This window comes from Ruegeria sp. AL3 (assembly GCF_056536065.1).
Genome location: NZ_JBQFJG010000002.1, coordinates 274,712 through 290,514, shown reverse-complemented (window position 1 = coordinate 290,514; position 15,803 = coordinate 274,712). Strand labels below are relative to the sequence as shown.

Annotated in this window: 14 protein-coding genes; 2 read left to right on the top strand and 12 right to left on the bottom strand. The window is 58.4% G+C overall.

The features are described from left to right. Window positions 1–18: 18 nt before the first annotated feature. The 10 genes from ACR3E6_RS17765 to ACR3E6_RS17720 form a co-directional block, all read right to left on the bottom strand. Entirely contained in the window at window positions 19–1,008 is a 990-nt protein-coding gene (locus ACR3E6_RS17765) for a nuclear transport factor 2 family protein (RefSeq protein WP_171723894.1), read from the bottom strand. Then, window positions 1,005–2,048, bottom strand: coding sequence for a LacI family DNA-binding transcriptional regulator (locus ACR3E6_RS17760; RefSeq protein WP_209835380.1), 1,044 nt, complete (start codon window positions 2,046–2,048; stop codon window positions 1,005–1,007). Before ACR3E6_RS17760 ends, ACR3E6_RS17765 begins: the two co-directional genes overlap by 4 nt. Further along, on the bottom strand, window positions 2,048–2,812 hold the full coding sequence (locus tag ACR3E6_RS17755) for an SDR family NAD(P)-dependent oxidoreductase (RefSeq protein ID WP_171637121.1): 765 nt from the start codon (window positions 2,810–2,812) through the stop codon (window positions 2,048–2,050). The genes ACR3E6_RS17760 and ACR3E6_RS17755 overlap by 1 nt, the downstream gene beginning before the upstream one ends. Continuing rightward, on the bottom strand, window positions 2,812–3,864 hold the full coding sequence (locus tag ACR3E6_RS17750; RefSeq protein WP_480488485.1) for an ester cyclase: 1,053 nt from the start codon (window positions 3,862–3,864) through the stop codon (window positions 2,812–2,814). The genes ACR3E6_RS17755 and ACR3E6_RS17750 overlap by 1 nt, the downstream gene beginning before the upstream one ends. Then, window positions 3,861–5,192 (bottom strand): histidinol dehydrogenase, encoded by a 1,332-nt coding sequence (gene hisD / locus ACR3E6_RS17745; RefSeq protein ID WP_171170235.1) that lies wholly within the window; start codon window positions 5,190–5,192, stop codon window positions 3,861–3,863. Before hisD ends, ACR3E6_RS17750 begins: the two co-directional genes overlap by 4 nt. Before the next feature lie 11 nt (window positions 5,193–5,203). After that, entirely contained in the window at window positions 5,204–5,734 is a 531-nt protein-coding gene (locus tag ACR3E6_RS17740) for an ester cyclase (protein WP_480488483.1), read from the bottom strand. Between the two features lie 127 nt (window positions 5,735–5,861). Then, window positions 5,862–7,016 carry a carbohydrate ABC transporter permease gene (locus ACR3E6_RS17735; protein ID WP_171637115.1) on the bottom strand — a complete coding sequence of 385 codons (1,155 nt, stop codon included), beginning with the start codon at window positions 7,014–7,016 and terminating at the stop codon, window positions 5,862–5,864. A 1-nt stretch (window position 7,017) separates the two neighbouring features. After that, entirely contained in the window at window positions 7,018–8,040 is a 1,023-nt protein-coding gene (locus ACR3E6_RS17730) for a carbohydrate ABC transporter permease (RefSeq protein ID WP_152460108.1), read from the bottom strand. A gap of 66 nt (window positions 8,041–8,106) precedes the next feature. Then, window positions 8,107–9,318: an ABC transporter substrate-binding protein gene (locus ACR3E6_RS17725; protein ID WP_171637111.1), complete on the bottom strand. Its 1,212-nt coding sequence runs from the start codon at window positions 9,316–9,318 to the stop codon at window positions 8,107–8,109. A 75-nt stretch (window positions 9,319–9,393) separates the two neighbouring features. Next, the gene (locus ACR3E6_RS17720) at window positions 9,394–10,440 is read right to left on the bottom strand and encodes an ABC transporter ATP-binding protein (protein ID WP_171723890.1); all 1,047 of its coding nucleotides are present in this window, start codon (window positions 10,438–10,440) and stop codon (window positions 9,394–9,396) included. 164 nt (window positions 10,441–10,604) lie between these two features. Here ACR3E6_RS17720 and ACR3E6_RS17715 point away from each other — a divergent pair, with 164 nt between their 5' ends. Together ACR3E6_RS17715 and ACR3E6_RS17710 are read left to right on the top strand one after the other, a co-directional pair. Beyond that, window positions 10,605–11,606 carry a nuclear transport factor 2 family protein gene (locus ACR3E6_RS17715; protein ID WP_480488480.1) on the top strand — a complete coding sequence of 334 codons (1,002 nt, stop codon included), beginning with the start codon at window positions 10,605–10,607 and terminating at the stop codon, window positions 11,604–11,606. Continuing rightward, entirely contained in the window at window positions 11,603–12,475 is an 873-nt protein-coding gene (locus ACR3E6_RS17710) for an amidohydrolase family protein (protein WP_480488478.1), read from the top strand. The genes ACR3E6_RS17715 and ACR3E6_RS17710 overlap by 4 nt, the downstream gene beginning before the upstream one ends. 98 nt (window positions 12,476–12,573) lie before the next feature. Here the strand turns inward: ACR3E6_RS17710 and ACR3E6_RS17705 are convergent, their stop codons facing one another. Together ACR3E6_RS17705 and ACR3E6_RS17700 are read right to left on the bottom strand one after the other, a co-directional pair. Then, window positions 12,574–13,611, bottom strand: a complete 1,038-nt coding sequence (locus ACR3E6_RS17705; RefSeq protein ID WP_480488477.1) for an ACP S-malonyltransferase — start codon at window positions 13,609–13,611, stop codon at window positions 12,574–12,576. Then, window positions 13,608–15,803 (bottom strand): thiamine pyrophosphate-dependent enzyme, encoded by a 2,196-nt coding sequence (locus ACR3E6_RS17700; RefSeq protein WP_480488475.1) that lies wholly within the window; start codon window positions 15,801–15,803, stop codon window positions 13,608–13,610. The genes ACR3E6_RS17705 and ACR3E6_RS17700 overlap by 4 nt, the downstream gene beginning before the upstream one ends.

Below are 15,803 nucleotides of genomic sequence, written 5' to 3'. Positions count from 1 at the left end.
TGAGACCGGGCGGCCCACTCAGACCTCGCCGTTCTGCAACAGGATCTGCTTCCAGACCGAGGTTTCATCGAACAGGGTGTATTCACGGCGCAACTGCGGCTGCCCCGCAACAAGTGCGCCGAATTCAGCGTGGCTGATCCCGAGGACATAAACCTGCGCACCAGTCGGCGCGCCAAACACGCCCCAGCCGTCATGCTTGCCCCAAAGGCTCCAGCGAATTGCCGCACGCGGAGGCATATCAGGGTCATCTCGCCCGATCTGATGCTCGATCTTGAATTCCGCATTCGGAAAACTCGCCCGCAGTCCCATCCAGAAGCGGTCGATGGCCTGCCAGCCATGCCCGGTTACACCACCTACATATTCTGACTGAACAGCGCGGTCATATTCTGAACCGATCACGCCCATATCTGCGTTCATGATCCGCGTCAGAATGTCGGCGTAGCGCTGCCCCCATTCATTGTCATTCCCATGGCCTTTGTATGGTCCAGGCTGATCAATTTCGGGTGTCAGAGGTTTGACGCAGTTCTCTTTGCCGCCTTCCCGGGCAATCAGATCAGCGGCGTATTCCTTAGGGTCCCAGCCCATCTGGCGCACAATCGCGCCCTGATCGCGGATCAGCCATTCATCGTTGATCTGATTGTCGATGGCGTGACAATCCGCAAGAATCCGGTAACGCAGCTTGGTGCCGGTGGGCTTGCCATAGACACCCTCGGCCAAATGCGTGGCCGTTGAAATGATCCGATGAGAGCTCAACATGCCCTCTTCCGGTGTGCCGGACCAGATCACGTCTTCGCCTAGCAGCTGCCGGTCCGGAAACTCGGCCAGCGTTGCCATGGTAGCGCCGATCACATTCTGATTGCCCAACACCACCGAACCGGGTGAGCGTACCACAATGTCTTCGCTGTAATACTCATGCAGCGTGGCGATACCCCGATCTTCCCAGATCTCTTTGGTGATGCCGATGATATAGTCGGGGAAATCCCGGAACTTGGGATCGAAACCTTTCATGAATTCATCCTTTGAGGTGTCCAGCCTTTGGGCAGACGTGCCGATGTGCGCACGATCAGCGGCCCATCAATGGCGACTTTGCGTGCCGAAGCAGCTGTCGGGTTTTCGATATGATCCAGCAGGGCATCAACGGTCTCAGCAACCATCAAATTTGCCCGCTGGCGAATGGTCGTAAGGTTGTAGGCAAGCCATCCGGCCTGAGGGACGTCATCGTAACCAACGACAGACACGTCTTCGGGCACGCGCAATCCCAACTCGAACCGAATGACGTCCATGACCGCAAGCGCCATGTGATCATTGGCGACAAACACGGCGTCAGGTCGTTTCTGCGGTTCGACATCAAACATCCGGCGGGCAGCTAAACGAGCTTTCTCGGTGTGAAAATCTCCGATGTCGTGCGCATACAATTCCTGGCCCGCATCGTTGAGCGCGGCGCGGAATCCGGCCTCGCGGTCCCGCTGGGTTGAGGCACCCGGCCAACCGGCAATGTAGGCGATACGACTGTGCCCGGCGGTGATCAGAAATTCCGCAACTTTGCGACCACCGGCATAATTGTCAGAAGTAACAGACGTGATCCCGTCGAGGTCCTGGCTGCGGTTGAACAAAACCACGGGCACGCCTGCCTGCTGGCAGCGGGTGGCAATGTCTGAAGACATGGCAACGGATGCCAGAACGACGCCATCGACTTGATAATCAAGGATTTCCTCCATCACGTCGTCTATATTTCCAGCGGTTCTGGAGGCCATGAAAATCAGAACGTGATAGCCCTGTTCCTGCAAGGCATTGGACAGTTTCTCGAGCGCCTCGGGGTAGAAGTAATTGTCCAGATAGGCGACCACCAAACCGATGATCCTGCTTTTGCCGGACACCATCGCGCGTGCCAGCACGTTGGGGCGATAGCCCAGTTCAGACGCAGCCTTGCGCACTTTTTCTTCGGTCTTTTTGCTGACCGAGGCACCGGGCGTGAAGACGCGGCTAACGGCAGACTGGCTAACGCCGGCCAATTGGGCAACCTGGAGGGATGTTACTTTCTCAGCCATCAGTCTGCCGTCCAACCTCCGTCAATCAACATTGAGGTGCCGGTAACCAGTGCCGAGGCGTCCGAGGCGAGGTAGCGTACTGCGCCCATGATGTCTTCGACTTCGCCCACGCGATCCAATTTGATCTTCTCCATGATCCACGCGGCACGTTCAGGATTGTCGAATGTGGACTGCGTCAACGGCGTTCGGATGAAAGTCGGACAGACCGTATTGATCCGAATGCCCTGTTTGCCCCATTCGATGGCCATGGATTTGACCATGCCTTCCAACCCATGCTTGGTCGCGCAATAAAGCGCCCGATCAACCCCGCCAACATGCCCCATCTGGCTGGATATATGGATGATCGAACCCGGCTTTCCTGCCTTGATCAAAGCGCGGGCGGCGTAGGCCGACAAGAAGTAGGCCGAACGCAAATTGACGTTGGTGACAACATCAAAGTCATCGGGTGTTGTCTCGATAGCCGGGCTGTGGCGCGCCACGCCCGCCGAATTCACCACGATATCGAAGGCGCGGTGATCGAAAAGCTGTTTCAGGGCGTCCAAATCACCCTGATCCATCACAAGCGCTTCGGCTGACCATCCCTTCTCTTTCAGAGCGGAAACTGTCTCATTCAACCGATCCGCTCCTCTGGCCGCGCAAACTACATGTGCACCCGCCTCGGCCAGCGCTACCGCGCATCCTTGCCCGATACCAGAGGAGGCTCCGGTCACAAGGGCGGTTTTTCCACTCAGAGAAAATGAAGGGGTGCGCGGCAGTTTAGTCATCAGCTCATTCCATCCGGTATTTCAATACGACCCATATTTCGGGCTTTATTGAATTCACGCAGACGGGCAAAGACGTCAACGTCAAGCTGACGGTACGCATCCAGCAAATCAACGAGCACCCAGTTTTCCCGGATCCTGCCGTTTTCCAAACGCCAGAAATCGAGGCTGCGCATGGTGATCTTCTTGCCTGACGGAGCGATGCCCATCCAACCATCGTCTGTGACGGTCTGGATCATGTTGGGCCAGCCCGTCACAGCTGCATATTCCCCGTCACCGAAGAAGTGATAGGTGATGTCGTCCACGAACTGCCCGCGATCCGGCATACCGTTCAGGAACGGGATCTGATGCCAGTTGCGGAACCCCGCAAACCCGCGCCCGGTGCCGATGCCCGAAGGACCGTACCAGTTCATGCGCGGGTGCCAGAACCGTTCCATCTCCATCACTTCGGGGCCGCCTTGAGACGGGTGTTTCTTGAGATGATCAAGCATGTCGATGATATGCTGGCAGGTCTGTTTTCCCTTGGTTTCATCATAAGGGCCGGGGACAAACCCGTCCTGGGTGGCGGGGCCTGGGACGTGCCATTCACGGCCCAGACTTGGCGCCATCGGCCAGGCATTCGCCTGCATCATGACTTCGGGGATGTCCCACAGGGCCTGCATCTCGACGATCTTGCCGTTTTCGATGCGGAAGAATTCATGAAACCGCATCGTGACTTGATGACCCGTCGGCGGGATGTCCAGCCAGGGGCTGGTGAAAACACCGGTGTAATAGCCGCCACACCCGACCCAATCTGCGCCAAACTCGTCCGGGCCGGCCATGACGATATAGTCCCGCCGTTCAAGATCGGGCCAGGCCGCCAGCAAGTCTTTGTAGCCAGTGTCATAGAAAACACCACTACCGACGCTGTCCCCAAAGGGATGACACAGACGGAACACGGCATCCGGTGACGTGACCTCCGCCAAAGCCCGGCGTACGCCGGCCTCATCGAAATCGTACATCGCAGCCCTGAGCGGTTCGATCAGGGCCTTGTGATGTGTGTGTTTGTCACTCATTCAGCAGCGTCCCGGTAAGGGGCGGGCGCACCGTAGGGCACATTGATTCCGCCATATCGGCGCACGCGAACGTTGCACTGTTCCGCGTGGCCAACGAACCCTTCGAGCATGCACAGGCGCGAGCCATACTCGCCGATCAGTGTCGCGGCCTCATCCGTCAGAACTTTTTGATAGCTGTGCGTCTTCAGGTATTTGCCAACCCAAAGACCACCCGTGTAACGCCCGGCCTTCTTGGTGGGCAGCGTGTGGTTTGTGCCAATCACCTTGTCCCCGTTCGAAACATTGGTGCGCGGCCCAAGGAACAACGCCCCATAGCAGGTCATGTTCTCAAGGAACCAGTCGTCGCGGTCAGTCATCACCTGCACATGTTCCGAGGCAATGTCATCGGCAACCTGCAACATCTCGTCATAGGTGTCGCAAACGATCACCTCACCATATTCGTCCCACGACACCTTCGCGGTATCCGCGGTTGGAAGGATGCCCAGCAGCCGGTCGACCTCGGCCAAGGTGTCATTGGCCAGATTGCGTGAGTTGGTCAGCAGAACGCAGGGGCTGTTGTATCCATGCTCGGCCTGCCCCAGCAGATCGGTTGCGCACAGCTCCGCATCTGCGGCGGTCTCGTCGGCAATGACCATCGTTTCGGTCGGCCCTGCAAAAAGATCGATCCCGACACGACCGAACAACTGACGTTTGGCTTCCGCGACAAAGGCGTTTCCGGGGCCAACAAGCATGTGAACCGGATCGATTGTTTCGGTGCCCAATGCCATGGCCCCGATGGCCTGAATGCCGCCCATGACATATATCTCATGCGCGCCACCCAAGTGCATGGCGGCAATTACCGCTGCATTGGGTTTGCCCTGAAACGGGGGCGTGCAGGCGATGATGCGCGGAACACCGGCGACCGAAGCGGTCGCCACCGACATATGCGCCGAGGCGACCATCGGGAATTTGCCGCCCGGAACATAGCAACCCACGGATTGCACCGGGATGTTCTTATGCCCCAGGATGACACCGGGCAGGGTTTCGACCTCGATGTCCAGCATTGAATCCCGCTGCGCCTGCGCAAAGTTGCGCACCTGTTCCTGCGCGAATTTGATATCGGCCAGCTCACGATCGGACAATTGCCCGATCAGGTCATCAATTTCCTGCTGGCTCAGGCGGAACGAGGCAGGTGAGTAGTTGTCGAACTTCTCACTCAACTCTCGCACCGCGGCATCCCCACGGGTTTCGATGTCTTTCAGCGTCGCTTCAACCACGGCGCGGGTCTTGGCATCATCTTCCGCCCGATCCGCATCGGATTTGCCGCGTTTAAGATACTCGATTGCCATCTTTCCAATCCTCAGTTTTCCGGCCGTGGCGGAGTCTTCTCGCCGCGGTCAAATGCTTCCCAGCCTTCGCCGTTGAACAGGTCCACGCCCAGCTGAGCCGCAACGTGGGCAAAGTCGACATTCACCCAGTTGTCGACAATTTTGCCGTCGACCACTTTCCAGAAGTCCATGTACCTGATTTCGACACGCTTGCCTGTGGGGGCAATGCCCAGAAATTCGCCGGAATGCGTGGCTTCCTGGCGGCCGAAGGCGGCGGCCCATTCACCCATGTAAATGCGCGCTTCGTCAACGCAGACCTTATCCGAAAACGCGGCTTGAAACGGGCGCTGCCAGTTATCCTGAAATTCCTGCAGGCCGGTCTTGGTGCCGCAGCCCTGATTGCCCATCCAGCGAAAACCTTCGGCGAAGAATTCACCGATGTCATCAATGCGGTGATCATTCAGACCATCAACCATCGTTTCGATCACGCGGCGCGTGTCTTCCGTCTTGCTCATGTCCGTTTCGCGGGTCAGAACCGCTTGTTCGGGACGGGAACCTTTCATTTTTCTATCCTTTGAGGTTGCCGAAGGGAGGGATTGGGACGTGCGGCCCCAATGCTCAGAAAGTCCCTCGGCATCCTGTTCAGCGCCGGGTGGCGCGACATGGCGTTGTGTCGGGCGTTCTTGCTCATCAGCCTTTCACTGCCCCGGCTGTCAGACCGCTGACAATCTGGCGCTGGAAAATCAGCACAAGGAAGATCAGAGGCGCGGTGATCGACACGGCAGCGGCAACCGCAACGACCTGATCGGTTGTCGTCGTCTCGCGATTGAACATGCCGACGATGGCGGGAACCATGGTCTGGTTCTGCGCATCAAGCAGCAGCGCGGTGACCAGAAAATCGTTGTACGCCAGCAAGAAGCTGAACAGCCCCGTAGTGATCACACCTGGCCACATCACCGGCATGATGACACGGCGGAAGGCCTGAAAGTGGCTACACCCATCCACGCGGGCGGCCTCATCCAGCTCGGCCGGGATGTTCTGGAAGAACGAGCGCAACATCCAGATCGTGAAGGGTTGATTGATCGCAACCAGAACAGCGATCACCGCAAAAGGCTTGCCGTACAAGGTTGGTGCGTTCTCACCCAAGATTGGGCTGAGCCATTCGGCCGAGTTGATGAACACCGGCAGATAGCCTGCTACCAGAACCGAATGGGGCAATGCCCGAAACACCAGTGCGACGATCAGGATCCAGAAGGCCAAAGTTGATCCTGACCGCGCCAGACCGTAGCCCGCCAATGTGCCCACGGTCAGCGACACCGTCACCACGCCCGTCGTTACGATCAGCGAGTTCTTGAAGTTGTTTGAAAAGCCCCGGTCGATCCAGACGGTTTTGTAATGCTCGGTCGTCAGACCAAGCACATCCCGTCCCAGTGGGCCAAACAGCGGGTTCAACACGTTCAGGATTGCAGGCAGGACCACGAAGAACACCAGCAGGAAACCCACCAGCAAGACCAGAACACCGATCAGCCAGCCGAACCATTCCTGACCGGGCTTGGTGTAGGACTTTATCATCGATGGCAGTGTTTTGGTGGCAGCGAAGATCGTGCCCCAGATAACCGCGATGCCCAGAATGATATCCAGCAGCGACAAGCCCTTTCCGACGCTCAGCGTGGCCGGCCCGAAGATCACGTTCAGCGCGTTGCTGTCGAACGCATCGACGGGTGACTTGAAGCTCATGACCACGATCCAGAAGATCGGAAAGGCCGCGATCAGGCACCAGAGCGCAAGGAAGATGTTCGAGGTCAACCGCAGGCTGAAGGGCTGGCGAAGCGCACGCGAGGACATGTCAGTGACCTCCTTTATGGTCGCGCCACGTACGGCGCAGCGGCAGGATAAGCAGGATGACGACACCGATCATGGTCAGCATCGAGTTGGCGGACGCCCGGCTGATCGACCGGTTGCCGGCCTGATCAGGCGTCAGATAATCGAAGGTCAGCCACTGTAGCGAGATGACGTAGCCCTGGCTCGAAAAACCAACGATCTCTTCGAACACGCGGTAGCTGTCCATCAGGTGGATCATCGACACGAAAATGATCAGCGGCATCAGGTGTGGAATGACGATGTATTTCAGGCGCTGCCAACGGGTCGCACCGTCAATCACGGCACTTTCAAGACTGTCCTGATTGACCGTTTGCAGCCCGGCGTAGAAGACGATTGCGGCAAAGGGTGCCACGTGCCAGACGCGGTAGAGCATCATCAGTATTTCGATGGTCCAGGCTTGGGCGAACAGGGCGATGTCCCGGTTCAGCCACCATTCCATCATTGCGGTCAGGATGCCGTCGCCCCGGAACAGCCAGTTGATCGACAGTACTCCGATCACCGGTGTGATGATGAAGGGCAGCAGGGACACAAAGATCACCGGGCCGCGGATGGACCGCGCCGCGTTGTTGATCAGTATTGCGATCCCAAGCCCGCACCCGACCACAAGCGGCAGAGTGATCAATGTGAAGGTCAGGGTGAACCGAAGCGCCTTCCAGAAGTTGATCGTAGACAGCACATGCCAACTGCCGTCGCTTATGGCGCGCCATGCGCGTTCAGGCTCCAATACGTTGCGATAGCTTTGCAAGCCGACATATTGGGTTTGGGTAATGACCTCGCCATGTTCGTCGAGCTTTGGCTGCGAAACCATCTCGGTCACGCAGGTCTGCGTCAGGAAACCGGGCGTGCAGGTTTCCTTTTCGACCGTCTCATAGATCGGCTGTGTCACGTAAAAACTCTGCTTGAACACGCTGACCAGAGGAAACGCGATAAAGAGAAGCATCATAAAGACAGAGGGGCCGACAAATGCGGCAAATGTCCGGAAATTCATGGCTCTGCCTTTCTCATGACTCTCGAAGGGAAGGGGCGGGAGGGCCGTAGCCCTCCCACGGGAGGATCAGTTGCTGATCAGACCGGCTTCTTTCGCGGCAGTGATATAATCTGCCTCGATATCCGCCAGCGTCGTCTGAGCATCCTTGGCGCCGGTCAGGTAGTCGGCCAGACCGTTGCCCAGGGCGGTGTGCATGATGCCCATCGGACCAGATGCCGGGTACGCCTTTGCGCCCGCTTCAGCCGAAGCGGCTGCTCCTGCCGCCAAAGCACCCGCTGAATAGGCAGGGCTCAGCCAAACAGCGACGTCGTTGTTTGCGCTGACCATTTCGCCGTCCATGCCCTCAAGCGCGACGCGGAATGCGGCGTCGGCCTCTTCGTCGCTCATGTTCGAAGCAAGAACGATGCCATCCCACCAGATAGTGGTTGCCGGTGCTGCCGAACCCATAGGAGCGGCTGCCATGGTGACTTTGCCGACGACCTGGCTTTCGGCCTCATCATTCATCGCGGCGGCACGGCTGGCCCAAAGGTTTGCCATGGCGATCTTGCCCTGCTGGAATTGTTGCTGAACGTATGTCGAGTCGGAAACCAGATATTCCGGATCCATGTAATCGGTCATGGCTTTCAGTGTTTCCAGCGCAGCGACGCCCTGCTCGTTGTTGATCGTTGGAACGTTGCCGTCGCCAAAGAACGAGCCGCCTTCGCCAAGGTACATGTTGACGAATTCCTGGCCGAGGTTCCAACCGGTCTTGAACGTTCCCCCGATCGGATAATCCATGACACCGGCTTCTTTGATCTTGGCAGCTGCGGCCAGGACGTCATCATAGGTTTTTGGTTCTTCGATGCCCAGTTCAGCCAGAACATCATCGCGATACATCAGGTGCTGCGCATTCACCATCATCGCAATGGCCATGGTCTTGCCATCAACCTTGATCAACTGGTTGGGCAGCAGGTCCTGGCCGTATTTTTCGACCAGATCATCCAGCGGGCGGATCGTGCCTGCGTTCAGCAACGGCACCAGGGTCGCGTTTGAAACACCGCCGATCTGATAAAGCGCGGGATCCGCAGCAAATGCTTCGGGCTGCTTTTCGCGGAATTCCTGATCCAGCGATGCGCTGAAATTGCCGCATTCTGCCATCGCATCGGTGACCGCCTTCCAGGCTTCAAAACCGGCGGACAGCGATTTTAGCGGCACTTCGTTTTCAAAGGCGCAATCTGCCCACGCGCCGGTGGCGGCGATGGACATGGCACCGGCCATGAGGATCGTCTTGAGTTTCATAGGTTTCTCCCTGTCAGGATCGGTCCGTCGTCGACGTCCGGACCGGTGTTATGCCCTTGCGGGCCGTTTGTGGGGTTAGCCCCCGATCCGCGCACCGCTTCCAGCTTCGAAGAGGTGACAGATTTCCGTCGGCACCGAGAACGAGACCATTTCGCCAATCTCGGCGCGGAATGCTTTGTCTGCTTTCACCGAAACCAGAGCTCCGCCGACCCGAACCGAGATCATGGTCGCGTCGCCCAGTAGTTCCAGCGTATAGATCGGAGCGGTGATCTGACCTTTGCCATCGGCAAGGCTGGCATCTTCGGCCCTGAAACCCAGTGTCATTGGGCCATCCGGTGCATCCACCGCAATTTCGACATGTTCGGCGCGGAATATTCCGCTCGCCACGTCGCCGTCCATCAAATTCATGGCAGGTGAACCGATGAAACTGGCGACAAAAGTATTCGCGGGACGGTCATAAATTTCGGTCGGGCTTCCGACCTGCTGAACCACGCCCTGTTTCATCACGACAACGCGGTCGGCAAGGGTCATGGCCTCGATCTGGTCGTGTGTGACGTAAATGGTGGTGACGGCCAGCTCATGGCTTAGGTTCTTGATCTGGGCCCGGGTGGAAACCCGCAGCTTGGCGTCAAGATTGGACAACGGCTCGTCCATCAGGAACACGTTGGGTTCGCGCACGATGGCACGTGCCAGTGCCACACGCTGTCTCTGACCACCCGACAACTCGGCTGGCTTGCGATGCAGGAAATCGTCCAGTTCCACCATGGCGCTGGCGCGGCGCACCTTTTCGTCGTGCGTCGCCGGGTCGATACCACGCACTTTCAGCGGAAAGCGGATGTTCTCGTAAACGTTCATGTTGGGATACAGAGCGTAGCTCTGGAACACCATCGCCACGTCGCGGTCCTTGGGTTCCAGATCATTAACCACTTTGCCGTCGACAAGGATTTCGCCTTCCGTCACGTCTTCGAGGCCGGCGATCATGCGCATGGTGGTTGTCTTGCCGCAGCCTGATGGGCCGAGCAGCACCAGAAACTCACGATCTGCAATCGTCAGGTCAAAATTGTGAACCCCAACGAATGAGCCCCATCGCTTGCCGACGTTCCGCAATTGAATTTCCGCCATGGTGCCCCCTGCAAGGAATCGTTTTGCATACGTTTGCAAAACTGTAATTCGCATGTATCAAATCAGGCAAGACTTTTTTGCATACGTATGCAAAAATTGCGGAGAAATCCGACTCAACCTGGCTTCGCGCCGCTCGCAAAACTTTGACTACAATGGTAAATACCGTGAACTTTCAGACAGAAAAAAAACTGGTCTCTGCGTTTCACACCGCATTGGACTCCGCCGCAGTGACGGAAACTCCGAAGGTGATGAGCCAATTCTGCGCTTCGGATTCGAGGTGGCGCGGCTTTCATCCGTTCAACGAAATCAACGGCGCCGAACAGGTTGCCCGGCAATTCTGGCAGCCGCTGAAGGGCAGCCTTGCTCATTTGCAGAACCGAGTGGATATTCTGTTTGCGGGGCAAAACGCGTTGCAGAAAGAAACCGACGTTTGGGTTGTCGCCATGGGCCATCTGATGGGGCTGTTCGACCGACCGTGGTTGGGTATTCGCCCGACCGGCAAGATGGCGTTCCTGCGATATTGCGCGTTCTACAAGGTGGCCGGTGACAGAATTGTCGAAACGGCGATGTATTTCGACATCCCGCACCTGATGGTTCAGGCTGGCCAGAATCCGTTTCCCCCGCAGACTGCGGCGCATCTGGTGCAGCCCGGACCAAGGTCCCATGATGGTTTGCTGCATGATGAGCAGCCCGCACACGAAGGCGAAAAAACGCTGGCGGTCATCAACGCGATGATCGCGGATCTGGGCCGTTGGGACAGCGGGCTGTCGCTGGAAGAAGAATTGGCGCGCACGTGGCGCCAGGACATGATCTGGTGGGGCCCCGAAGGAATTGGCGCGACCTACACGATCGAACGCTATGCCAGGCAACACTCCGGACCGTTTCGCGCTGCCTTCACAGACCGGTCAAAGACCAATCACGTCTGCCGTCTGGCCGAGGGGCATTACGGTGGCTTCTTTGGATGGCCCAACTTTACTGCCACGCCCACAGGGGGTTTCATGGGGATGCCAGCCACCGGAAAACCCGGCGAATTCAGGGTGATCGATATCTATCGCCGCGTCGAAGACAAGCTGGCCGAAAACTGGATCTTCATCGACTTGCTGCATTTCTGGAAAGGACAGGGTGTGGATATTCTGGCTCGCACCACCGAGATTGAAGCATCATGAGGATAGATGCGCATCACCACCTGTGGGACCTTTCGGCCGTGCACTACCCCTGGCTTACAGAGAAAGGTATCGTTCGGTTTTTCGGCGATCCGTCTTCCATCCAGCGGGACTATTTGCTCCCGGAGTTTCGCGCGGACGCCGAAGCCATGGGGTTCGGCGCTTCGGTTCACATTCAGGTCGGCGCCGCTGACCCCTGGGCCGAGGCGCAGTGGGTACACTCCGTTGCCGACCAGTTCCCTGACTGGCCGTTGGTGCAGGTGGCATTCTGCGATCTGACCTCGGATGATCTGGATGCACAGCTCGACCGTCTTCAAACCCTGCCTTCGGTGCGGGGCGTTCGTCAGATTATTGGCCGCGCTCCGGGTGAAGACGCCTCAACTGGCACGAACGCGTTACTTGAAGACCCAAAGTTCTTGGCTGGTCTGAAGCAACTGGGCGCGCGTGGTCTTTCCTTTGATCTTCAGCTGCTGCCAGAGCTGATGGGTCAAACCGCGAATGTCCTTGCACAGGCCCCGGAGACCCGGATCGCTCTTTGCCACGCAGGTTCGCCATACGACCGGACCTCGCAAGGGTTGCGACGGTGGGCAGATGAATTGACGGCCTTGTCAAACCTGCCACATGTCTTTTGCAAACTCTCCGGCCTGGGAATGTTCGACCACGATTGGAATGCTGAAAGCGTCTCGCCGATCGTTTCAACCTGCCTGTCCCAATTTGGTGCCGATCGCTGCATGTTCGGATCGAATTTCCCGGTCGACAGCCTTACCTCGACCTACAAGGAAACCGTTTCCCGGCATGAGACGCTCATCCCGGGGTCGATGCTGGACGACGTCTTTCGCGGCACGTCAGAACATTTCTATCGCATTGAATAGCGCCGGACACGACAAACCGGACTACCTGCACCGGTTTTCTGAAACGGCTTGGCAACCTCGGCGCGCCGGCTCTGAGGCTGACCGGTGGGCCCACAGGTTCATGTCACCTGTTTCCTTTGATCAACCATTCCCATCGAACACAGAATCGGGCTGTTTCCTTGGCGAGACTGAAGTGTCGACTTGTCCGACAGCCCGGACCAATTGGTCAGAATCAGGCTTTGCGCGACGGCACCGCCCAGCGTGGTGCCAGGACCCGTAACAATGAAAAGATCCGGTGCGAACTCATGCGCGGCCTGTGCGATGGCATGGGTGAAATCATAAGTTTCGGTCACTTGATGGCCAAGGGTGTAATCCCAAAGTGCATTCGGGTCGCAAGCTCCGGGCCACCATATCCGGCCACGCCCGTCGATCAGGGGCAGGTCCGGTTGTCGAAACAGGCCAGCGCTCAGTTTCGTGCGGCCCTGCGCCGAGACCGGAGCCTGAAGATGCGAATGGAACCCGGCATGGTTGGCCAATCGCATGGGAAAACGTTCCTGAACCACCGGTACTGCCTTTTCGAACGCGGCCAAACCGGCGTCGTCGCCTGCAAGCACCAACATGCCACCCAGATCAATCGACAGGGTCAACGTTGCATCGGTTCGGTCAATGTCATCCACCAAGGCAAGCAGCTCTGCCTTGCGGGTCTGGTCAGGATGCCAGTCGGAATCCATGAAAGGATAGATCAGTTGTCCACCGATCATGTTTTCCTGCATCAGAGTGCCCATGGTGTTGACCACCTCGAACCCTCCTTCGGCGGACAGCGCACCGCCGCAGGCCAGCGCCGAATACCAGCCCATCGAATTTCCCGTCACCGCAACCACTTCGATTTTGTCAGGATTGATGGCGCGGAAATCACCCAAAGTCGCTGCATAGATCAAAGCAGATGCATTGTCGCCGCGGGTGTGCTTGGCAATGGAATATCGGGCCGCACCGTCCAGTTCGCTGAGCGTTTCTTGCCCCTGCGCGCGCCGCATGTCATCAAAGCGTCGCAACACGGCCTTGTCGCTGAATTGCCGGCCCAGGACACCCAGTTCGGGTTTGTTGTAAGTACCGCGGCCAGGGCAGATGACGACGGCAGTCTGTTTGGCGGAACTCATGTGCCGGCCTCCATCAAGGATCGCGCGGCGGCTTCGATACTGTCCTTCGATGGCATGGTCGCAGCATAGGCCGGGCCCGTGGCGATAAAGCTGTCTTCTGCGGTGATACGGGCCAGCGGCACATCGCATGTTTCATGAAAATGCGCCATCAGAGCTTCGGCCACGCCGCCATGGTGGCGGGTTTCGTCGACGATCAGGATGCGTTTGGCCCCGGTCACGGCCTGTGTCAGTGCCGCTTTGGGCAAAGGGGACAACCAGCGCATATCGATGATCCGTGTCCTGATCCCGTCGGCCTGCAAGGCCGTGCGCGCCTGATGGCTGAGATAGACGCCATTTCCAAAGGTGACGATGGCCAGATCGTCGCCGTCACCGTCACCGTCCACGCCCACCTCACCGAAGCCGATCTTTTCAGAAGGGTCGGGATAGGTTTGCATCCAGCCGCCGTCTCCGGCCTCGTGCAGGTCCCGCATCGGGTAGAGGGCGATGGGTTCGAGGAAAACGACCAGCCGCTGTTCTTCACGCGCGAGGCGCACGCATTCACGCAGCATCCGCGCGGCGTCGGCACCGTTCGACGGGCAGGCCAGGATTAGGCCCGGAATGTCGCGCAATACAGCAACCGAGTTGTCATTGTGGAAGTGTCCGCCAAACCCTTTTTGATACCCCAGTCCGGCAATGCGCACGACCATCGGGTTGGTGTATTGACCGTTCGAGAAAAAGGGCAGGGTGGCGGCCTCACCTCGCAGCTGGTCCTCGGCATTGTGAAGATAGGCCAGAAACTGGATTTCCGGCATTGGCGTGAACCCGTTCTGGGCCATGCCGATCGCCAGGCCCAGGATCGACTGTTCGTCCAGCAACGTGTCGATCATCCGGTCAGGGCCAAACCGTGTTTGCAGCTTTTGGGTCACGCCGTAAACGCCACCTTTGCGCCCGACATCTTCGCCCATCATGACGATCTCGCCGTGTTCCAGCATCAGATCGGTCAGTGCCCAGTTGATCAATCGCGACATGATCTGCGGTTCGGAATGGGCCTTGAGATCGCCGCCGAAAATCTCGGCCCGACGCTCGGGTGTTGGGCCGTTGGTCGGCGCGCAGGGGCGTGCGGGCGGGATCAGGCTGGCCATCACCTCTGTTGCGTTTTGCAGGCGAGGGCGCGTGATGGCCTGTTCGGCCACGCGGGCGACCCGGGCGCAGGTATCATTGTAGACGCTCAGCGCATGTTCCGGGCTCATCGCGCCGCACTGATCCAACAGGCGCACGGAATGCAGCAGCGGGTCGTTGGCTTCTTCGGCCTCAACCTCGGCTTTTGGCATATAGGTGGTTGGCATATCGGCCCCGGCGTGACCGTACAGGCGAACAGTCCGAACATGTAGGAAAGCAGGTTTCCTGCGGCTGCGCACATAGTCGGCCGCCTGTTGCGCAACGCGATAGGTGTCGAACAGATCCAACCCGTCGCACGAGAAATACTTCAGGCCCGGACGGTTGGCGAAAGTGGCCGCGATCCAGCCTTTCGGCGTTTTGGTCGAGATACCGATCCCGTTGTCTTCGCAGCAGAACAGAAGGGGCAGAGGCACAGATTGAAAGGACGTCCACTGCGCCGTGTTGAAAGCGCCCTGTGCGGTGGAATGGTTGGCCGAGGCATCCCCGAACGAGCAATAGACGATGGCATCCTCGGGCATGTCTGCATGTTCAGGGCGATGACGCCGTGCAGCGGCGACGGCATATGCCGCGCCGACCGCCTTCGGCAGATGGCTGGCGATGGTCGAGGTCTGCGGCGGAATGCACAGCGCTTTCGATCCCAGAACCTTGTGACGCCCGCCACTGATTGGGTCCTCGGAAGACGAGGCAAAGGACAGCAGAATATCCCATGTCGGGCTTTGGCCCGGCACCTGATCCGAGCGGGCAATCTGAAAGGCCGCATCGCGGTAGTGCAGAAACGCCGGATCGGTCGGGCGCAGGGCCGCGGCAACGGCCGCCATGCCCTCATGTCCGGATGACCCGATCGTATAGAACCCCTGACCCGCCTTCTGCATCGCGCGGCTTTGCCGGTCCAGCGCCCGGCTCAGGCATTGCGCCCTGTAAAGTGCGACGGCTTCATGACCGCTCAGCGGTCCGGCCGGTGCGGGCCCTTCGGGAAAGTCCCGCGCCGCAACACGGCGCAGGAAATTGTCATGCACGATTGCGGCGCGATCCAT